A 19388-nucleotide genomic window follows, 5' to 3' on the forward strand; every position below is an offset into this window, starting at 1 on the left:
AGCGTCCTCCGGCGGCCGAGTGGGTGCATCCGTGGCCACCACGGACATTAGAGTGCCGGAATGGACTGGCGGGAGTCGATCTCGGCGCGCGAGGGCGAGGTACTGTCCGCGATCCGCGGTCACCAGTCGAACGCGCAGATCGCGGCCCGGTTGCACCTGTCGGTGCGCACCGTGGAGAGCCACGTCGCGTCCCTGCTGCGCAAGGCGGGTGTGCCCGATCGCCGGACGCTCGCCGCGCTCGCCGAGGAACGGGCCGGTGCCGGACTGCCGGTGTTCCCGACGTCGTTCATCGGGCGTGAGTCCGAGCGGGCCGCGGTGGTCGGGGCGCTCGACGGCTCGCGGCTGGTGAACCTGGTCGGCGCCGGCGGGATGGGCAAGACCCGACTCGCCGTCGAGGTCGCCGCAGGACTGGATCGGGACGCCGTGTTCGTCGACCTCGTACCGGTACGCGCGGGTGGCGTCGGCCAGGCCGTCGCCCAGGCACTCGGGGTCGTCGAACGACCGCCCGGTACGCCGGCTGACGCGGTGATCGATCAGCTGCGGACGCAACACTCTCTGCTCGTGCTGGACAATTGCGAGCAGGTCAGCGCCGAGGTCGGTGAGCTGGTCGCGCGCATCCTCAGATCGTGCCCGCGCGCGACGATCCTGGCGACCAGCCGGGAACGGCTCGCTGTTCCAGGCGAACGCCTGGTCCAGCTGCCGCCGCTCGGTGCCGAGGCCGAGCGGCTCTTCGTCGACCGGGCTCGCGCGACCGATCCTGATCTCGTCACCGAACCGGCCGCGGTCACGCGGTTGTGCGCCGGACTCGACGGGATGCCTTTGGCGATCGAGCTGGTGGCTGCCCGAGCGGCGTCGCTGGGCGTCGACGGCGCCCAGGCTGCGCTGGACGATTTGCTGCGGCTGATCTCCGGTGGACGCGGGCCGGATCAGCGGCATCATTCGCTGCAGGACGTGATCGGCTGGAGCCTCGAACTGCTGGACGACGAGGAGCGGCTGCTGTTCCGGCGGTTGGGGATGTTCGTCGGCGGGTTCGACCTGGAGGCCGTCGCTGCGCTCAGTCCCGAGCTGGGTGTCGGAGCGGTCGCCGATCTCGTCGGCCGGCTGGCCGACCGCAGCCTGGTCGTGCACCGCAGGGTCGGTACGACGACGCGATGGTCGCTGCTGGAGACGGTCCGCGCGGTCGCCGTCCACGAACTGACCGCGAGTGGTGAGGACATCGGGCCGCGGTACGTGCGGTGGGCCGCCGACACCGCCGTACAGATGGAGGCCCGGATCGAGCAGCTCGTACCCGCCGAGTTCGACGCGGTCGCCGACGACCTGCGGAACGCGCTCGCGCAGGTCGGTCCGCGGTTACGCGAGGCGCCGACGGCGTACCAGCTGGCCAAGTCGCTGGCCCGGCTCAGCTTCTGGCGCGGACACGTGGTCGCCGCTCGTGATCTCTACTGCGCCGCTGCGGACCTCGATCCGGCGAGCGCCGCCGAGGACCTTGCCACGGCCGCCTCCGTCGCGCTCGCGACCGCTGACGGGGAGACCGGCTTCAGGCTGTTGCTGCAAGCAGCCGACGCGGCCGGCTCCGAGACGGCACGGGCCGTACCGCTCGCGGCGGCGGTGGTCGCCGTGACCCGGTTCTCGATGTCGTTCACCGACGTGGTGTCGCACGAGCGCCTGGTCGAGCTGCTGGCGGAGGCATCCGCCCTGGCCGACCCGGCGGATCCGCGGTCGGCCGCCGTACTGGCGATGGCTCGGGCCTGGGTGTCGGGCCAAACACCACTCGACCCGGATCTCGATCTGTCGCGCGCCGCGGTCGCAGCAGCTCGCCGGACCGGCGACGACGCCCTCGTGCTGGGTGCGTTGGACGCGCTCGGCACCGCCTTGGCCAATGCCGGACAGTTGCGTCAGGCCCATCGGCTGTCCGACGAACGACTCCGGCTGGCTGTCACCGCTTCCCGCTCCGATCCCGCGGTCGTGGCTGAGCTGATCGACCTCTTCCATGTGGCGTCGACCTCCGCGCTCGCGGCCGGGGATCTGCCGGCCGCCGCCGCGATCGCCGAGCAGGCTTCGCGGCAGGACTCGGTCGGCATCCATCCCGCCATCATCGCGCCCAGGTTGATCCGGCTCCACGGTTTGTCCGGGGACTTCGACAGGGCGTTGGCGCAGGCCGACGTGCTGTGGGAGGGCTGGTTGTCCTCCGGAGCGGTGTCGGAGCTGACTTCGCTCCGCGGTGACTGGCCGTCGTCGGCGGTCTCGGTCGTGGCGATGGTGTACGGCGTACGCGGTGACGGTCCACAGTTCGAGGAGTGGCGGTCGCGCGCCCTCCGCGTGGCGCGCGTCGAGGATGCAGCCGATTCCCTCGCGCTGGCGGCGCCCGCGGCGTTCGCCGACGCGCGTGTCGCCGTGCACACCGGCCGGTACGACGACGCGCCGCGGTTGGTCGCCGCCGCGCTAGCCGCGTTTCCGCAGAAGTGGTGGCTGCCGTACGCCCACGCGGCCGGGGCGGAGTTGGCGGTGGTCGCCGGGCTGCCCGACGCAGCCGAACGGCTCGCGGAGGCGGGACCGGCCGCGGCCGAGAACGATTGGGCGGCGGCGTGCCTGGCGCGCGCGGCTGCCCGTCGTACGGGTGACTTGGAGCTGCTGGCCGAGTCGGTGGCACAGTGGGAGCGGCTCGGTGCGCGCTTCGAACGCGCGGTCACGTTGCAGCTGATCCCTTTTCGTGCGGACGAGGGCGCCGCGGAGCTCGCGGCCTTGAAGGCATCTCAGTAGTCCGGCCAGTTGCCCTGGGCAAGTCACCGCGGGAAGTGACACCACGTCACTGGTTCGTCCGGTGGGACGGCGACATACTGGCGTTCAGGAACCACACCGACACGGCGACGGAGAATGCGGGCATCTTGACGTCTGAGCAGGCTGCGAACGGATCCAAGGCGACGCTCCGGCGGCTGAACCTGTACAAGCTTCTGCCGCTGGTCGCCGCCGGCGGGGTGCTGCACGTCGCGCTCGACGCCCAGAACTGGTGGCACGCGGTGATTCTGAGCGTCGGCGTGGTGGCGGGTGTCGTCGGCTTCGTCCAGTGGGCGGGCGGCAAGCTGATGGCGGTCGCAGTGCCGTGTCTGGTGGTCGCGGCGGCCGTCTGGCTGTTCGGCGCGGCGGTCGGCGACAGCGCCGGGTCGTTCATCGGGCTGCTGATCGTGGGACCGCTCGTCGTACCGGACCTGAAGCGGCACCGCCTGGCCGCGGGGGTGGCGCTGGTGGTTGCCGTCGCCGTCCTGGGCTCGGCCAAGCTGTGGGTCGACCCGGAAGGGTTTCGCGGTGACCTGATCCGGTTCGTCCTCGTCCCGGCGGCGGTCACCGCCGTCGTGATCGGGCTGAGGTTTCCCAACCGCGGCTTCTACGACGTCGTACGGGACCTCGAGGAGACCCGCGAGCGCGAGGCCGAGCTGGCCGTGATGCGCGAACGGGTCCGCTTCGCCGGTGACCTGCACGACATCCAGGGCCACACCCTGCACGTGGTGAAGCTGAAGGTGGCCCTGGCCCAGAAGATCCTCCGGTCCGACGCGACGCAGGCCGAGCAGGAGCTGCGCGAGATCCACGCCCTGGTCGTCGACACGATCAACCAGACCAAGGCGCTGGCCTACGGTCAGCGGCGGCTGAACCTGCAGGCCGAGCTGGAGAACGCGAAGAACCTGCTCGAAGCGGCCGGCGCCGAGGTCACGATCGACAGCGACGGCGAACCCGACCCAGGATGGAGCGACCCCTTGAGCCAGGTCCTTCGGGAGACGACCACCAACATCCTGCGCCACGCGCGGGCCCAGGAGGTCCGGATCGAGCTCGGGACGACGGGGCTGGTGATCACCAACGACGGCGCCGACGGCGAGCGCGTCCCGGAGTTGCGCGGCCTGGCCGGTCTGCGAGAGCTGGTCGTCGACGGCGGCGGCACGCTCGTCGCCGAGCAGCACGGCGAGACCTTCCGGACGGCCGTCGTCTTCGGCGGCGGAGGGACACGATGATCACGATCGTGCTGGCCGACGACGAAGCGCTGCTGCGCAAGGCGCTGGCGAAGCTGCTGCCGATGGAAGGCGACATCCAGGTGCTCGCAGAAGCCACCGACGGCGCGCAGGCCGCCGAGGCGACGTTGCGCGAGCGGCCCGACGTCCTCGTCATCGATCTCGAGATGCCGGGCACCGACGGACTCGCCGCCGTCGCCACGATTCGGGAGACCCTGCCGCAGCAGGCGATCCTGATGCTGACCCGGCACGCGAAGCCGGGTGTACTGCGGCGCGCGCTGAAGCTCGGCGTGCAGGGCTTCGTCAGCAAGTCCGCCGAGCCGGCCCACATCGCCTCCGTGATCGGCCTCCTGCACGAGGGGAAGCGCTGGATCGATCCGGAGGTGTCGGCGCGTGCCGTCGTCGACGACAACCCGCTGACCGACCGCGAGCTCGACGCGCTGCGGCTGACCAGCGAGGGGTACGCCGTGGCCGACATCGCCACCCGGCTGTTCCTTGCCGAAGGCACCGTTCGCAACTACCTGTCCAACGCCATGCGCAAGACCCAGGCCAAGAGCCGCCACGAGGCAGCCCGCTACGCCCGCGAGCACGACTGGCTCTAGTGTGACGTGGTGTCACATGGATCCCCTGACACACTTCACAACAGGCTGTGACGTGACGGCACTGTGGCCGGGCGGGCTGATCGACTGAGATAGAGGCATGGCCTCCACCGCAGTGATCGAAGTCGAAGACCTCAACCTCGCCTACGGCGATTTCCACGCCGTCCGCGACCTGTCCTTCCACGTCCGCCAGGGCGAGCTGTACGCCCTGCTCGGGACCAACGGCGCCGGCAAGACCTCCACGCTGGAGGTGATCGAGGGGCACCGCGTCGCCACCTCCGGCGAGGTCCGGGTCTTCGGCAGCAACCCGCGGAACCGGAACGAGACCCGGCCCCGGATGGGCATCATGCTGCAGGAGAGCGGCTTCTCCCCCGATCTCACCGTCCGCGAGACCGTGCACCTGATCGGCCGGCTGTCCCGGCGTACCGACGACGTCGAGCGGGTGCTGGCCGTCGTCGATCTGATGCACAAGGCAACGACCCGGGTCGGGCAGCTGTCGGGCGGCGAGAAGCGTCGCCTCGACTTCGCCACCGCCGTGTACGGCGCTCCGGAGCTCGTCTTCCTCGACGAACCCACCACCGGGCTGGACATCCAGTCCCGCGACGCGCTGTGGGACGCCGTCGACCGGCTGCGCGAGGACGGCTCGACCGTCGTACTGACCACGCACTACCTCGAGGAGGCGCAGCAGCGCGCCGACCGGATCGGCCTGATGCACAAGGGCACCTTCTACCGCGAGGGCACCGTGCTCGAGCTCACCAGCACCCTGCCGGCCGTCATCAACTTCCGGCTGCCCGACGAGGCTCCGCTGCCCCCGCTGACGACCACCGGCACCGACCAGGGCCACCACCGCATCGAGACCTTCGAGCTCGAGCAGGACCTGCGCACGTTGCTCAACTGGGCCCACAGCGCCTCCGTGCCGCTCACCGAGCTCGACGCAGGCCCCACCCGGCTCGACGACATCTTCCGGTCGATCGACCGCGGCTGACCACCTCTCGCAGACAAGGATCGACCATGTTCGACATCGCGCTGAGCGAACTCGCTCAGACCTTCCGCAACCGCTCGGTACTCATCACCAGCTTCTTCATGCCCGTCGCGGCCAGTGTGTTCTTCATCTGGCGCCGCGAGATCTTCGCCTCGGTCGGCCAGGGTTTCATCGCCGCCCTGGTGATCTTCACCATCGCGGCCTTCGGGCTGTACGCCAGCGCCGTGACCTCGCTGGCCGCGCGCCGGCAGAACCTGTTCCTCAAGCGCCTGCGGTCCACCTCGGCCAGCGACGCCGGGATCCTGGTCGGGATGATCCTGCCGGCCACCGTGCTGGCGGCGATCCAGACCACCGTCGTCCTCGTCGTGCTCGGGGTCGTGACCGAGCAGCCCAGCGACATCGTCTTGATGGTGGTCGGCGCGCTGCTCGTGATCGCCATGATGATCGGCCTCGGACTCGCGACCGCCGGCGTGACCCGCTCGCCCGAGCACGCGCAGGTGACGACCCTGCCGATCAGCCTCGGCGTGATCGCGATCGTGAACTGGGTCGCGATCTCGGGCAGCGAGGACCTGACCGTGCTCAAGCGCGCGCTCCCCGGAGGTGCGGCCACCGAGCTGCTCACCCGCGCCTGGGACGGCGGCGTACCGGGAGCCGATGTCCTGGTGCTCGTCGCGCCGACGCTGGCCTGGGTGGTCGTCTCGGCCGCACTCGCCCTCAAGTACTTCCAGTGGGAACCCCGCCGCTGAGTCCTGAAAGGACCCCTCATGCTTCACTCCGAAGAAGAACCCACCCTGGCCGAGGACCTGCTGCTCCTGCTCTTCCAGCCGAGCTCCGGCACCATCGCCGGCGAGAACACCCTGTACTACGCACTCGGCGGCGCGGTGCTCGCCGACCTCGCCCTGCACGACCACGTGACGGTGACCCAGTCGTTCGGCACCAAGCTCGAGACCACCAGCGACCGCTTCCCGGCCGATCCCAGCCTGCGGTCGGCCTGGGACTACATCGACGAGAAGCCGCGGCGGGTCCAGACCGTGCTCGCGGCGATCGGCCCTGCGCTGCGCGGACCGTTGCTCGAACGCCTGGTCGACCGCGGCGACCTCGTACGGGTCGACCGCAAGACGCTCGTCGTGTTCACCACGAAGGCCCTGCAGGAGGGCTCGAACGGCAGACGGGCGGCACTGCTCGCCTCGGTCCGGGAAGCGCTCGTCGACGGCGTGGAACCAACGGCCCGCGTGGCCGCGCTGGCCGCGCTGATCTCGGGCAGCGGAACGCTCCCGCAGTTCCATCGCGAGATCCCATGGGACTCCACGGTCATCTCACGGGCCAAGGAGTTCGAGCAGGGCAACTGGGGTGCGGGCGCGGCCGCCGAGGCCGTCACGCGCACCGTCACGGCCACGATCGTCAGCAACGCCATCGTCGCCGCGACCGTGCTCCCGCAGCAGTAGCAGTCACGTCAGCAGCCGGTACCCGCCGTGACGGCGGGTACCGGCTGTTGTCACAGTCCGCCCGAGGCGACGTTGCGGCCGCGGTCGTCGAGGACGCGGAACGCGGTCGCGTCCGGACGCAGGACCGACGAGTTGAGGTTGCAGTGCATCTCGCGGTCGCCGGTGCCGATGAACTCGCCCGCCGGCGCGGTCCGGCCGTCGGCCGTGACGACCACGACCCGGTACGTCTCACCGTCCGCGAACCCGGTCGCGGTCAGCTTGATCTCCATCCCCCAGGTGTGCGGTACGACGTCGGCCGTCGACCGTACGGCGGGGTCGGCCACGGCGACGGTGACCGGTTCGAGCGGGATCTCCGGTGGCTTCGGGGCGAGCCCGTACCCGAGGGCCGCTCCCCCGGCGCCGATCACGACGACGGCCGCGGCGGCCACCAGCCAGCGCCCGACCGGGCGACGGCGACGCGGCTCGTTGTCGATCGCGGTCAGGATCGACTCCTCCAGCCAGGCCGGCGGCGCCGGAAGCTCCGCGCCGAGCCGGTCCGGATCGACCATGCGCAGGGGCTCGGCCAGTGGAGCGATCGCCGCGAGCTCCGCGCGGCACTCCGGGCAGCCGTCCAGGTGCGCCCGCACCCTGGTCACCTCGGCGGGAGTCAGCTGGCCGAGCGCGTACGTGCCGAGCAGCTCGCGCAACGCCCTGTGCTCTTCGGGGTTCACAGCTCGACTCCCATCTCGTCCATCGCCAGCCGCAGCGCCTTCAGTCCGTAGAAGACCCGGCTGCGCAAGGTCCCGACCGGGACTCCCTGCTCGGCCGCGACCTCGGCGTACGGGCGTCCTCGAAGGTACGTCTCCACGAGGGCGCTGCGCGCCTCGGGGCGGATCCGCTGCAACGCCTCCTCGATCAGCCAGCCGGTCACCGTCCGGTCGTCGTCGGCGGTGGTCGACGGACCGATCGCGGTCAGGACGTCGAGCGGCTGCGGGCTGACCGGCCGCAGCGAGCGGCGGCGTGCCTCGTCGATCACGACGTTCCGGGTGATCGCGAACAACCACACCCGCAGGCTGGCGAGCGACGGGTCGTACCGGTCCGCCGCTCGCCAGGCCCGCAGGAAGGTCTCCTGCACCACGTCCCGTGCAGCGCCCTCGTCGTCCAGCTGCCGCAACGCGTAGCGGTACAGCTCGGCTCCGTGTTCCGTGTAGGCGGCGCGGATACCGTCCTCACGACTCAGGTCGTGCACGGTCCTGTTCATCGAGCGGCGAAGGCCAGACCGACGACGTCGCCGAGCCCGAGGGCGAGCAGCGGGGTCGCCCGACCGGTCCGCAGGTCGACCTTGACCAGCTTGGTCCCGGACAGCAGCCCGCTGGTCCGGATCGCGGCGATCGCGGTGTAGTCGCGAGCGTCGTACGAGCCGGTGGTGCGGGCCCGGCCGTCGATGTCGAAGCCGTTCACCGCGGTGAAGTCGAAGCCGAGGCGGCCGACGCTGAAGAGCTGGCCGGTGTTCGGCGACACGGCCGGCGTCCGGCCCGGCAGCGTGCCCTGGGTGACGAGCGTGTTCTTGTTCGCGTCCAGTCCGTACAGCCCGGTGGTGGTCGCTCCGGCGAAGCTGTCCGTGTACGCCGAGGCGGCGACTCGCGGCGTGCTGCCGCTCGCATAGGCCAGCGGCGTGTCGACGCCCGCGACAGCGCCGGTGTCGGGGTGCAGCCGCAGGTTGCGGCCCGACTCGGTGACGACCCGGATCCGGTCCACGGTCGGGTTGAAGTCGAAGCCCACCGCGGTACCTACCGCGCCGGCGGCCGGCGTACCGACCGCTGTTGCCTGACCGGTGCGGCCGTTCACCTTGTAGACCTGGCCCGACTTGCCCAGCGCGTACAGCTCCTTGGTGGCCGGGCGGGTGTCGATCCCGACCAGGCGGTCACCGTGCTTCAGCCCGCGCACCTTGACCCGGTGCTCGGTCAGCAACGGGAGTTTGGCGTTGCGGACGCTCAGCGAACCCGATGCCTCCAGCAAATAGATCGACGCCCCACCCGATCGCGGCGACGACGCGGCGGCCGGCTGCACCGCCACCAGACCACTGGTCGCCGCAAGCCCGAGAGCGACGAGTACCGCGGAAAACTTCCTCATGTCCGGCTCCTTGTTCGACAACAGAACGCCGGTGAGTACGTCGGACCGGCCGACGGCGTTCACCGCGGGTACAAGAAGTTCGGATCAGGTCGCCCTCCGGATGGTGCGCCGGCCGGCTGGGCCGGAGCGGCGCACCCGCGCGTCAGGTCAGCGCTTGGTCCGGGCGGCCAGGCCTTCGGCGGTGCCGACCAGCAGGACCGAGGCGATGACCGCCACGACGAAGCCGAGCACGTTCAGCTCGAAGATGCCGCCGGTGCCGAGCACGTTGGCGATGACGCCTCCGATGACCGAGCCGGCCAGGCCGAGCAGCAGCGTCCAGAGCAGGCCGAGCTTCTGCTTGCCGGGGGTGAACAGGCGAGCCAGCGCGCCAATGATGAGGCCGGCCACGATGAATCCGATCATGCTGCGTCCTCCACAGTTCCAGGCCGCGCCGAGTGCGGCCCCAGGACCACAACTCAACCAGTTCGCGGGAGCACAGCCATCGAGGCGCGGCCCGATCGGGCCCCCGAGGATCCCCTGATTCGTCCCTGACCGAATTTCGTCGGCCGATCGGTGTATCAAGCGTATCCTCCGCGCCTCCGAGTCTGCGAGGGACCCGAACAGGGGGAGGGTCCGGGTCGCTGACGTGGCGGGAAGTCTTGTGGGAGGGAGGGACTTCGCGCCACGTCGGCGATATTGTCCGGTCACCACAGCGAAAGGACGGCGCATGCGCGACGACCCGGCCGTCATCCGCATGGTCAACGGCGCGCGCGACGGGGACCGCGGGGCCTGGGACGACCTGGTGGAGCGGTACGCGCCGCTGGTGTGGACGATCAGCCGGCGCTTCGGCCTCGCGCCCGCGGACGTCGACGACGTCGGTCAGAGCGTGTGGCTGCTGCTGGTCGAGCATCTGCCCGACCTGCGCGAACCGGCGGCTCTGCCCGGGTGGATCGCGACCACGACCCGGCGCGAGTGTCTCCGGCTGGTGCGGACCGGTCGCCGGACCGAGCCGGCCGACCCCGTCGAGCTGCTCACCGAACTGCCGTACGACGAAGTCCCGCTCGACGAGGAACTGCTGCTGCACGAACGGCGGACCGCGGTGCGGACGGCCTTCGGTCAGCTGTCACCGCGGTGCCGGTTGCTGCTCTCGATGCTCGTGCAGGACCCGCCCGCGGTGTACCGCGAGATCAGCGACAAGTTGCACATGCGCGTCGGCAGCATCGGCCCCAACCGGGCCCGCTGCCTGGATCGGCTGCGTCAGACCCCCGCACTGGCCGCACTGATCGAGTTCCGGATCGATCGCCCCATCGAGGACGGAGGTGAGCAGCATGGATGAGCAGTGGTGGACCGACGACGACCGGCTGCTCGAGGTTCTGCAGGACGCGCTGGCGAGCGCAAACGACGTACCGCCCAGTCTCGTCGCGGCCGGCAAGGCGGTGTACGCCTGGCGAACGATCGACGCGGAACTGGCCGCACTCACCTACGACTCGGCCTGGGAGAGCGAGGCAGTGGACGTCACCCGGACCGGGGAGACCGCGGCCCTGCGCCGCCTCACGTTCGCCTCGGACCAGGTGAGCATCGAGCTGGAGCTGACGGCGGACGAGCTGCTGGGCCAGCTCAGTCCCCCGCAGGGCGGCACGGTCAGCCTCGCGGCCGGCTCCGACGATCTCGGCACCACGCCCGTCGACGAGTTCGGGTTCTTCGTCGTCCGGCCGGTTCCGAACCGCCCGTTCCGGATCACCTGCCGCACCGACTCCGGTACGACGGTGACGACGGGTCTGGTCTCCCCCTGACCGTGACCGAGGCTCACGCTCCGAGGGTGACGAACGACTGCGCGGCCGTCCGCGCGAAGCGGCTGCCGCCCGCCGCCGCGCGGCTTCCGGCGAGCGCCTCGGCGAGCTCGTCCCCCGCACGCAGCCGCGCGTGCAGATCGAGCATCAGTGGCACGGTGCCCGGATCGTTCACCGGTACGACGCTCGCCACGACCCCGGCCGATCCGAGGGCGACCAGCGCACTGACCAGGCCGAGCAGCTCGTCCGCACCGCTGGGACTGCCGACCGCCGAGCTACAGCTCGACAGCACCACGCGATGCGGAGCCCGTCGCAACCGTTCGAGGTCGTACACCGTCAGCGGCCCGTCATCAAGCTGGAGCGCCGAGAACAGCGGGCTGTCGGCGCGGAACGTCCCGTGCGCCGCCACGTGGACCAGCGAGGCGCCGTCGATCGCCTTCAGGACGGCGTCGGCCGTCGCGGCGCCGTCGGTCAGCATCACCGCGTCCGGGTACAGCTCGGCGAGCCGTCGGACCTCCTCGTGTCCGGTCGACAGCTTGGGACCGCCGATCAGCACCACCCGATCGCTCGGCGGCACAGCCTTGCGGGCGCGCAACCAGGCCGCGGCCGACGGAGCCACCGACGTCGGCCGGTGCCGCAACGACGGCAGCAGGCTCCACGGGACCGCGTGCAGCCGTCCGGTCGGTACGACGACCACCGGGCCGTCCCGCAGATGCCTGATCGCCGGTCCGAGCAGCAGCGTCTCGAGCTTGGCGCCGATCGCGTCGAGGTCGAGCTGGTCCGTGCCGCGTCCGGACGCCTCGCGGCGCAGGGCGAACAACGCGTGGGACAGGCGATGAGTCGCGAGCGCGGTCGGGCCGACCGGGTCGACGTGGACGCGACCACCCGCGACGACGATCGCGTACAGCTGGTCGTCGACCTCGGTGAGCTCGATCAGGCTGCGCGCGCCGAGGTGATCGAGCAACTCGGCGCTGCGGAACTGGTCGGGCCGGTCGCCGGCGGTCCCTGGGGCGAGCAGGGCGCGACGGCGTACGGACGATTCGAGGCGGCGGCGTTCGCGGTGCAGCGGCCCGGCGCCGGGCCGCTGGTCGTAGTTGGCCTCCAGCCGGTGGGTCAGGCCGCGCAACGTGGCGAGGTCGGCGACCAGATCGTCGTCCTCCGGCGGCCGGACCGGCGGAATCGCCAGCACGGTCGCCCGCCAGCGTTCGCTCCACTCGAGGACCTGCCGCGCGTTGTGCTGCTGTACGGCGTACCGCAGAGCGATCGCGGCGAGCTCGGAGCCCTGGGCGGTGGCCAGGACGCGCAGCTCGGTCGCGCCGAGAGTGCGCAGGTAGACCTCGATCAGGCTCAGGCCCTGCCGGCAGGCGGCCAGCATCGCGCGCGACCGGCCTTCGCCTTGGTGGAGCGTGGCCTGGGCGAGCCAGCCGGCACCGCGCGCCCGCAGACCGCGGTTCCGGGCCGCGGCCGCGATCTTCAGGTGCTCCCCCGCCGTGAGCAGATCGGTCCGCGCGATCGCGATCCGGCCGGTCAGCAGGTGCGCCTCGGTGGCGAGGTCCGGGTCGAGCTGGTCGAGCTCGGCGCTGACGCGTCGGCTGGTGCTCAGCAGCCGTGCCGTCCGGTCGCCGCCGTCGTACCGGGACTGCAGGAGCGCAAGCTCCGCGCGGGCCGCCCACCACGGACGCTGCTGGCGGCGGAACAGCATCAACGCGGCGCGGCCGCGGCTCTCGGCGACGTCCAGCGCGCCGGTGGCGTTGGCGGCCAGAGCGGCGCAGTACAAGAGTTCCGCGCGGCGGGCGTCCGAGCCGCGCTGCTGCTCGATCCGGTCGAGGGCGCTGTCGATCTCGGTGAGCGCGTCCCGCGTCAGGCCGGCTGCCAGCAGCACCAGGCACTTGTTGGCGTACAGGTCCGGCTCCAGGATGCCGAGCTCCTCCTCGACCACGCGCTGCGCGTCGCCGAGGTACCGCAGGGCCGTCGGCAGGTCGCCGCGTGCGAAGGCCGCAGCGCCGCGGGCCTGCCGGGTGTCGGCGTACTCGGCCAGCTGCCCGCGGCTCGAGAACAGTTCCTCGCTGCGGGCGTAGTCCTGGTCGGCGCGCTCGATCGCGCCCATCGCGAGCAGCACCATCGCCCGGTGGGTCAGCGCCCGGGCCTCCCACACCAGGTCGCCGGCGTCGCTCAGCAACGCGACCGCTTGCTCGGCGTCGACGAGGGCTTCGTCGAACCGGCCGAGCAACGCGCCGTTGACCCAGGCGCGGCGGATCAGGATCCGGCCGGCCTGCACCCCGGTCCGGCCCGGCACGATCGCGTCGAGCATCGCGACCCCACGGTCGGTCCGGCCGGCCATCACCAGCGCGACGCCCAGGCTCGCCTGGATGTCCGCCTCGCGATCCGGATCGGCGGCCTTGCGCGCGTACCGGTACGCCGACCTGAGCTCGGCCACCGCCTCCTTGATGTCACCGAAATCGCGGTGCACCACGCCCACCGCCTGGTGAGCCGCGGCGGCCTCCGCGTCCGACGGCGCATTCGCGAGCACGTCCCGCGCGATCCTCAGCGCATCGGTGGGCCGCGACAGCGCGAGCGCCTGCAGGTCCTCGATGTCGACGGCCACAGGCCGCCCTCCCCTCCCCGGACGTCCTCAGATCGTAGTACGCCCGACCCCGCAACTTTCACCGTCGAGAGGAACCACCATGCCGGCCGACCAACGTCTCAAGGACGCCTTGCGCCTCATCATCGAAGACCGCGACGGCAAGGATCCGGGTCCGGGCAACGAGCGGTGGTTCGGCACCACGGCCGTGCACCCGTACAACTGGGAGGAGCTCGGGTACGCCGAGTACTTCTACCGCCGCGACACGATGCTCGTCCGGACCGAGGACATCGAACTGGTGCTCGGCGCGCTGCGTGAGGAGCCGGCCGACCGCCAGAAGGAGGACCCCGCTGGCCCGATCATCCCCGAGAACGTGGCGATCGACCGGTTGCCGGTGATCGACGGTGTCACCGGCCTGGTCTGGCGCTACGGCCGGACCGCCCGCTCGGTCGGGGCGGGCAAGGGCGGCGGGTACGGCGGCCGCGAGTTCCCCGGCGAACCGAACGGCCGCTACGACGACAACGACTCCCTGTCGACGCCGAACGTCCTGGCGCGGGTCGACCGGTCGATCGGTGAGGGCGTGGCCCGGCCGTGCGCCGCGCTCCCGTTGAACGGCAACGGCCACCCCTGCCCGGCGTCGGAACCGGCGGAGGTGCCTTCGAGCTCGGCGGCGCCGGTGCCGGCGATCAACAGCGGGATCTGTTGCGGCAAGCACGGATGGGACGGCCGCGGAGTCCTGGTCGGAGTCGTGGACGGCGGTCTGGTCGAGGCGACGACGCACCAGTGGCCGTGGATGGAGGGCGTGTACGGCGACCCCGATCCGGCCGCCCTGCCCGGCAACCCCATCGGCGCCTACTCCTGCCACGGGACCTTCGTCGCCGGCTGTGTACGCACCACGGCACCGAAGGCGGAGGTCTGCGTCAAGCGCGCGAAGGAGATCGACTGGCGGCTGTACGGCGGGATGGCCTACGAGCACGAGATCATCCAGCGGATGAGCGACCTGCTCGACCTCGGCGCCGACATCATCGTCTGCGAGTTCGACGGCGCGACCCGCCACCACCTGCCGCTGCACACCTTCGACGCCTTCTACCGCAGGCGTTTGCGGCACCTGAACGTCACCGTGCTCGCGCCCGCCGGCAACGACGAGACCCACCTGCCGACGTTCCCCGCGGCGTACACCTGGACGATCGGCGTCGGTGCGCTGTCCGCGGACGGCAACACCCGCGCCCACTTCTCCAACTACGGCCACTGGGTCGACGTCTACGCCCCCGGCGAGGAGCTGGTGAACGCGTTCGGGACCGGCAAGTACACCTGCGAGGAGGAGCCGTACGAGGAGCGCCACTTCGCGGGCCTGGCCAACTGGAGCGGCACGTCCTTCTCCACTCCCCTGGTCGCCGGCATGATCGCCGCCCGCATGTCCGGCACCGGCGAGAACGCCCCTGCCGCCGCTGCCGCGGTCCTCGCTTTCGCGGGCACCCAAGCAGCTCCGGGCATCGGCCCGGTCCTCCACCCACACCAGATCTGCGGCCCCTGCCACACCCCCTGACGCGACGCCCAGGACCGTACCGCGGGTGACCCGGACGGTACTGTGCGCCACCCCTTCCGCGCCCTCTTGACAGCGTCTCGGGCCGGGCTTAGTTTCTCACTAAATTTAGTGCCGAACTAAGCCCTCCCGTCGTCGCCGAAGGAGCACCGCGTGGTCAACGCCCAAGGTCCGATCCCCCGTGGCGATCTGGTGCCGTCGGGTGTTGTCGGGCTGCTCGGGACGCAGGGGCCGACGTCGCGGGCGGAGATCGCCCGGGCGCTCGGATTGAGCCCGGCGACCGTCACGCAGGTGACCAAGGACCTGATCGCCCGCGGGCTGGTCGAGGAGCTGGAGTCCGTGCCGTCCAAGGGCGGGCGGCCGGCCCGGCTGCTCGGGCTGGTCGCCGACGCGGGTGTCGCGCTCGGTGCCAAGGTGACCGCGGACCACGTGGCCGTGGTGACGGTCGAGCTGGACGGGACCGTGCGGTCGTCGTCCGAGCACGAGTACGACCCTACCGCCGACGACGCGATCACCCGGCTCGGGCAGGTGCTCGCCCAGGAGATCGCCGCGCTCGACGACCGCCTGCTCGGCGTCGGCGTCGGCGTACCGGGGTCGGTGGACGCGCAGGCGTCCGGCATCGTCGACGCCCCCACGCTGGGCTGGCGGGCCGCCCCGGTCGGGCCGACGCTGCGCGCGGCGCTCGACACTCCGGTGCTGGTCGACAACGACGTGAACACGCTGGCCGCGGCCGAGCGGCTGTACGGGATCGGGCGCGACCATTCGTCGTACCTGGTGGTGACGATCGGGCGCGGGATCGGCTGCGGCATCGTCGTCGACGGCGGCATCTATCGCGGCGCCAACGGCGGCGCCGGGGAGATCGGCCACATCCCGGTCTGGAGCGACGGCGAGCTGCCGCCCTGCACCTGCGGCTCGACCGGCTGCCTGGAGGCGTACATCGGTGCCGCGGGCATCGTGCGTACGGCGCGCGCCCGGAAGGCGATCGGACCGCGCGGCACCATCTCCACCTTGGTGCGCGCGGCAACGACCGGCGACACGGCCGCCGGGCAGGTCTTCGCGGAGGCCGGCGCGATGCTCGGACGGGCGCTCGCCGGGGTGATCCACACCGTCGACCCCGAGGTGGTAGTGCTGATGGGTGAGGGGGTGGACGGATGGGAGTTCTGGCAGACCGGGTTCGAGCCGTCGTTCCGGCGATCGTTGCTTCCGGCCCGCAAAGACGTCCCGGTCGTGGTGGAACCGTGGACGGAGGACCAGTGGGCCCGCGGGGCCGCGTCGCTGGTGCTGACGTCCCCGTTCGACTCGGCCGGCAACGGTGGCGAGCAGAGCCGCCTGGTCAGGGTCCGGATGGGGACGCCGTGAAGACCGACGCGAAGCCGGCCCGGACGGCGCGCAGCCGCAAGCCGGGCAGCTGGAAGAAGCTCGGCTGGGTGCTGTTCTTCCTGCTGCCGAGCGCGGTCCCGCTGCTGATCTTCACGCTGATCCCGATGGTCTCGTCGCTGTGGGTGAGCCTGCACCGGTGGAACCTGATCTCCCCGATGGAGTGGGTCGGCCTCGGCAACTACGCCAACCTGCTCGGCGACGAGATGACGCGCCGCGTCTTCCTGCACACGCTGATCTACGTCGCCGGCTACCTGCCACTCGTGTACGTCGGCGGCCTGGCCCTCGCGCTCGCGCTGAACCAGAAACTGAAGGGCCGCTCGTTCCTGCGGGCGACGTACTTCCTGCCGGTGGTGACGAGCTGGGTCGTCGTCGCGCTGGTCTGGAAGTGGCTGCTCAACCCCAGCAACGGCCTGGTCAACCAGGTGCTCGGCGCGATCGGCCTGCCCGAGCCGGGCTGGTGGACCGATCCGCAGTGGGCGCTGCCCGCGGTGATCCTCTCGTCGGCCTGGAAGGACCTGGGTTTCGTGATGGTCATCCTGCTCGCCGGCCTGCAGGCCATCCCGAGTGACCTGTACGAGGCGGCGAAGGTCGACGGATCGAGTGCCTGGCAACGCTTCTGGCGGGTCACGCTCCCGCTGCTGTCCCCGTCGACCTTCTTCGTGGTGGTGATCTCGCTGATCAACGGCTTCCAGGTGTTCGACCAGGTCTACGTGATGACCGGGGGCGGCCCGGCCGGGTCCAGCCAGGTGGTCGTCGGGCAGATCTACGACCTGACCTTCCGCTACGGGCGCGCCGGTGAGGCGTCGGCCCTGTCCTGGATCCTGTTCGCCGTGATCCTGGTGATCACCGTGGTCCAGATCCGCGGCCAGCGCCGGTGGGTGCACTATGCGTGACACCCGCTCACTCCCGGCCAAGCTCGCCCTGTACGCCGCCGTCCTGGCCGGCGCGGTGATCATGCTCTTCCCGTTCCTGTGGACGGTGATCACCTCGATCACGCCGGAGGGCTCGCTGGCCGACGGCCCGAAGCTCGTCGTCGACGACCCGACCCTGAACGCCTACCGCACGCTGCTCGACGCGATCCCGATGTGGCGGATCATGCTGAACTCGCTCGGCATCGCGATCGCCTCCACGCTGCTGCAACTGGTCACCGGCGCGATGGCGGCGTACGGGTTCGCCCGGTTGCACTTCCCGTTGAAGAACGTCGTGTTCGGGTTCTACCTGGCCACGCTGATGGTGCCGCTGCAGGTGCTGGTCGTGCCGCTGTTCATCGAGATGAAGACGCTCAACCTGCAGGACACGTACTTCGCGCTGCTCGCCCCGACGATCGCCTCGGCGTTCGGGGTGTTCCTGCTCCGGCAGGCCGTCACCGCCGTACCGCTGGAACTGGACGAGGCGGCCACCATCGACGGCGCGGGGCACCTGCGCATCTTCACCACCATCGTGCTGCCGCTGATCCGGCCGGCGCTGGCGACCGTCGCGGTCTTCGCGTTCATGGGCAGCTGGAACAGCTTCCTCTGGCCGCTGGTGGTGATCAGGTCGCCGGAGTTCATGACGCTCCCGCTCGGCCTGTCCACCCTGCAGGGCCAGTTCACCACCCAGTGGGACGTCGTGATGGCGGGGTCCGTCGTCTCGATCGTGCCGATCGCCATCGTCTACCTGCTCGCGCAGCGCCACATCATCGCCGGTGTCGCACACACCGGCATCAAGTGAGGGGAACAACCATCATGCGTCTACTCAAGTTCGCGGCGGTCGGGGTGACCGCGGCGCTCGCGCTGACCGCCTGCGGCCAGGGCTCGGCCACCAAGGAAGCGGCGGCACCGGCGGGCAAGTCCGTCGTCCGCTACCTGAACTTCTCGTCCAACGACGGCCACGAGAAGGACCTGACGGCGATCGTCAACGCCTTCCAGACCGCCAACCCCGACATCACCGTCCAGGTCGAGACGGTCCCGTACGCCGACTACTTCACCAAGCTGCAGACCTCGGTCGCCGGTGGCACCGCGGCCGACGCGTTCGAGCTGAACTACGAGAACTTCGTCACCTATGCCTCGAACGGTTCGCTCGCCGAGCTGAAGGACGTCGACGGTTCGGTCTACAAGAAGTCGCTGTACGACGCGTTCAATGCCGACGGCAAGCAGTACGGCGTCCCTGAGTCGTTCTCGAACGTCGTCCTGTTCTACAACAAGGCCCTGTTCAAGAAGGCCGGCGTCGCCGAGCCGACCGCGGACTGGACCTGGAAGGACGAGCAGGCCGCGGCCGCCAAGCTGACCGACAAGGGCGCGAAGGTCTGGGGCGACTACCAGCCGGTGTCGTACAACGAGTTCTACAAGGTGCTCGCCCAGAACGGCGGCGAGCTCCTCAACGCAGACCGGTCAGCGGCGACGTTCAACTCCCCCGCCGGCGTCGAGGCGGCGAAGTTCCTGATCGACAAGGTCGGCACGACGATGCCGACCGAGGCGGACGGCGCTGGTACGCCGGACTTCGACTCCAAGCTGTTCAAGTCGGGCAAGCTGGCGATGTGGCACACCGGGATCTGGATGTTCTCCGCGATGGCCGACGCGCCGTTCGACTGGGACGTCGTGGTCGAGCCCGGCAACACCAAGAAGGCGTCGGCGATGTTCGTCAACGGGCTGGTCGTGTCGGCCGCGTCGAAGAACGCCGCGGCCGCGCAGAAGTGGGTCACCTTCCTGGCCTCGTCCGACGAGACCACGAAGACCCGCCTCGCGAGCTCGTGGGAGCTGCCGCCGGTCGGTGACGAGACCAAGCTCGCGCCGTACCTCGACCAGAAGAAGCCGGCCAACCGCAAGGCCGTGTTCACCGCGCTGGAGGACACCGTCCTGCCGCCGGTGATCGAGCGCCAGCAGGAGATGCAGGACCTGGTCACCCAGGAACTCACCTCCGCCGCGGCCGGCCGCAAGCCGGTCGAGAAGGCGCTCGCCGACGCCCAGACCAAGGTCAACGGCCTGCTGAAGAAGTGAAGGA

The 19388-nt window shown here is 70.8% G+C and carries 18 protein-coding genes; 13 read left to right on the plus strand and 5 right to left on the minus strand.

Translation table 11 applies throughout. The annotated features are described in order from the left end of the window. The first annotated feature begins 60 nt into the window (after positions 1–60). The 6 genes from HDA39_RS11290 to HDA39_RS11315 all read left to right on the plus strand — a co-directional run bounded on the left by HDA39_RS11290 (position 61) and on the right by HDA39_RS11315 (position 7024). Positions 61–2760 carry an ATP-binding protein gene (locus HDA39_RS11290; protein WP_184795173.1) on the plus strand — a complete coding sequence of 900 codons (2700 nt, stop codon included), beginning with the start codon at positions 61–63 and terminating at the stop codon, positions 2758–2760. A 125-nt stretch (positions 2761–2885) separates the two neighbouring features. Further along, a complete protein-coding gene (locus HDA39_RS11295; protein ID WP_184795174.1) occupies positions 2886–4001 on the plus strand; it encodes a sensor histidine kinase in 1116 nt (371 codons plus the stop codon). Next, positions 3998–4600, plus strand: a complete 603-nt coding sequence (locus HDA39_RS11300) for a response regulator transcription factor (protein ID WP_184795175.1) — start codon at positions 3998–4000, stop codon at positions 4598–4600. Before HDA39_RS11295 ends, HDA39_RS11300 begins: the two co-directional genes overlap by 4 nt. A gap of 97 nt (positions 4601–4697) precedes the next feature. Further along, complete coding sequence (locus HDA39_RS11305; RefSeq protein WP_184795176.1) at positions 4698–5582, plus strand: ABC transporter ATP-binding protein; 885 nt, start codon at positions 4698–4700, stop codon at positions 5580–5582. 26 nt (positions 5583–5608) lie between these two features. Continuing rightward, positions 5609–6325, plus strand: coding sequence for an ABC transporter permease (locus HDA39_RS11310; protein ID WP_184795177.1), 717 nt, complete (start codon positions 5609–5611; stop codon positions 6323–6325). An 18-nt stretch (positions 6326–6343) separates the two neighbouring features. Continuing rightward, positions 6344–7024, plus strand: coding sequence for a GOLPH3/VPS74 family protein (locus tag HDA39_RS11315; RefSeq protein WP_184795178.1), 681 nt, complete (start codon positions 6344–6346; stop codon positions 7022–7024). Positions 7025–7074: 50 nt separating this feature from the next. Here the strand turns inward: HDA39_RS11315 and HDA39_RS11320 are convergent, their stop codons facing one another. From HDA39_RS11320 to HDA39_RS11335, 4 genes are all read right to left on the minus strand, one after another. Beyond that, positions 7075–7734 (minus strand): zf-HC2 domain-containing protein, encoded by a 660-nt coding sequence (locus HDA39_RS11320; RefSeq protein WP_184795179.1) that lies wholly within the window; start codon positions 7732–7734, stop codon positions 7075–7077. Further along, positions 7731–8264, minus strand: coding sequence for a sigma-70 family RNA polymerase sigma factor (locus HDA39_RS11325; protein ID WP_184795180.1), 534 nt, complete (start codon positions 8262–8264; stop codon positions 7731–7733). Before HDA39_RS11325 ends, HDA39_RS11320 begins: the two co-directional genes overlap by 4 nt. Continuing rightward, positions 8261–9136, minus strand: a complete 876-nt coding sequence (locus HDA39_RS11330; protein WP_184795181.1) for a DUF4394 domain-containing protein — start codon at positions 9134–9136, stop codon at positions 8261–8263. The genes HDA39_RS11325 and HDA39_RS11330 overlap by 4 nt, the downstream gene beginning before the upstream one ends. A 147-nt stretch (positions 9137–9283) precedes the next feature. Continuing rightward, entirely contained in the window at positions 9284–9538 is a 255-nt protein-coding gene (locus HDA39_RS11335; RefSeq protein WP_184795182.1) for a GlsB/YeaQ/YmgE family stress response membrane protein, read from the minus strand. 304 nt (positions 9539–9842) lie between these two features. On the opposite strand from HDA39_RS11335, the gene HDA39_RS11340 reads away from it, so the two are divergent. Together HDA39_RS11340 and HDA39_RS11345 are read left to right on the plus strand one after the other, a co-directional pair. Further along, on the plus strand, positions 9843–10451 hold the full coding sequence (locus tag HDA39_RS11340) for an RNA polymerase sigma factor (RefSeq protein WP_184795183.1): 609 nt from the start codon (positions 9843–9845) through the stop codon (positions 10449–10451). After that, positions 10444–10908 (plus strand): hypothetical protein, encoded by a 465-nt coding sequence (locus HDA39_RS11345; protein ID WP_184795184.1) that lies wholly within the window; start codon positions 10444–10446, stop codon positions 10906–10908. The genes HDA39_RS11340 and HDA39_RS11345 overlap by 8 nt, the downstream gene beginning before the upstream one ends. A gap of 13 nt (positions 10909–10921) precedes the next feature. On the opposite strand, the gene HDA39_RS43670 is transcribed toward HDA39_RS11345, so the two are convergent. Then, the gene (locus HDA39_RS43670) at positions 10922–13510 is read right to left on the minus strand and encodes a CHAT domain-containing protein (protein WP_184795185.1); all 2589 of its coding nucleotides are present in this window, start codon (positions 13508–13510) and stop codon (positions 10922–10924) included. A gap of 79 nt (positions 13511–13589) precedes the next feature. Here HDA39_RS43670 and HDA39_RS11355 point away from each other — a divergent pair, with 79 nt between their 5' ends. The 5 genes from HDA39_RS11355 (at position 13590) to HDA39_RS11375 (ending at position 19384) form a co-directional block, all read left to right on the plus strand. Next, positions 13590–15032 (plus strand): S8/S53 family peptidase, encoded by a 1443-nt coding sequence (locus HDA39_RS11355; protein WP_184795186.1) that lies wholly within the window; start codon positions 13590–13592, stop codon positions 15030–15032. A 150-nt stretch (positions 15033–15182) separates the two neighbouring features. After that, positions 15183–16388: an ROK family protein gene (locus HDA39_RS11360; protein ID WP_184795187.1), complete on the plus strand. Its 1206-nt coding sequence runs from the start codon at positions 15183–15185 to the stop codon at positions 16386–16388. Then, the gene (locus HDA39_RS11365; protein ID WP_184795188.1) at positions 16385–17302 is read left to right on the plus strand and encodes an ABC transporter permease subunit; all 918 of its coding nucleotides are present in this window, start codon (positions 16385–16387) and stop codon (positions 17300–17302) included. Before HDA39_RS11360 ends, HDA39_RS11365 begins: the two co-directional genes overlap by 4 nt. Continuing rightward, entirely contained in the window at positions 17295–18119 is an 825-nt protein-coding gene (locus HDA39_RS11370) for a carbohydrate ABC transporter permease (RefSeq protein WP_184795189.1), read from the plus strand. The genes HDA39_RS11365 and HDA39_RS11370 overlap by 8 nt, the downstream gene beginning before the upstream one ends. Positions 18120–18133: 14 nt before the next feature. Continuing rightward, on the plus strand, positions 18134–19384 hold the full coding sequence (locus HDA39_RS11375; protein WP_184795190.1) for an ABC transporter substrate-binding protein: 1251 nt from the start codon (positions 18134–18136) through the stop codon (positions 19382–19384). Positions 19385–19388: the final 4 nt, after the last annotated feature.

This window comes from Kribbella italica, assembly GCF_014205135.1.
Classification (GTDB): domain Bacteria; phylum Actinomycetota; class Actinomycetes; order Propionibacteriales; family Kribbellaceae; genus Kribbella; species Kribbella italica.

Bases quoted from the DNA above. Each gene is read 5' to 3' on its own strand.
- HDA39_RS11290 (WP_184795173.1), top strand. From the start codon at position 61: ATGGACTGGCGGGAGTCGATCTCGGCGCGCGAGGGCGAGGTACTGTCC.
- HDA39_RS11300 (WP_184795175.1), top strand. From the start codon at position 3,998: ATGATCACGATCGTGCTGGCCGACGACGAAGCGCTGCTGCGCAAGGCG.
- HDA39_RS11305 (WP_184795176.1), top strand. From the start codon at position 4,698: ATGGCCTCCACCGCAGTGATCGAAGTCGAAGACCTCAACCTCGCCTAC.
- HDA39_RS11310 (WP_184795177.1), top strand. From the start codon at position 5,609: ATGTTCGACATCGCGCTGAGCGAACTCGCTCAGACCTTCCGCAACCGC.
- HDA39_RS11315 (WP_184795178.1), top strand. From the start codon at position 6,344: ATGCTTCACTCCGAAGAAGAACCCACCCTGGCCGAGGACCTGCTGCTC.
- HDA39_RS11325 (WP_184795180.1), bottom strand. From the start codon at position 8,264: ATGAACAGGACCGTGCACGACCTGAGTCGTGAGGACGGTATCCGCGCC.
- HDA39_RS11330 (WP_184795181.1), bottom strand. From the start codon at position 9,136: ATGAGGAAGTTTTCCGCGGTACTCGTCGCTCTCGGGCTTGCGGCGACC.
- HDA39_RS11335 (WP_184795182.1), bottom strand. From the start codon at position 9,538: ATGATCGGATTCATCGTGGCCGGCCTCATCATTGGCGCGCTGGCTCGC.
- HDA39_RS11340 (WP_184795183.1), top strand. From the start codon at position 9,843: ATGCGCGACGACCCGGCCGTCATCCGCATGGTCAACGGCGCGCGCGAC.
- HDA39_RS11345 (WP_184795184.1), top strand. From the start codon at position 10,444: ATGGATGAGCAGTGGTGGACCGACGACGACCGGCTGCTCGAGGTTCTG.
- HDA39_RS11355 (WP_184795186.1), top strand. From the start codon at position 13,590: ATGCCGGCCGACCAACGTCTCAAGGACGCCTTGCGCCTCATCATCGAA.
- HDA39_RS11370 (WP_184795189.1), top strand. From the start codon at position 17,295: ATGCGTGACACCCGCTCACTCCCGGCCAAGCTCGCCCTGTACGCCGCC.
- HDA39_RS11375 (WP_184795190.1), top strand. From the start codon at position 18,134: ATGCGTCTACTCAAGTTCGCGGCGGTCGGGGTGACCGCGGCGCTCGCG.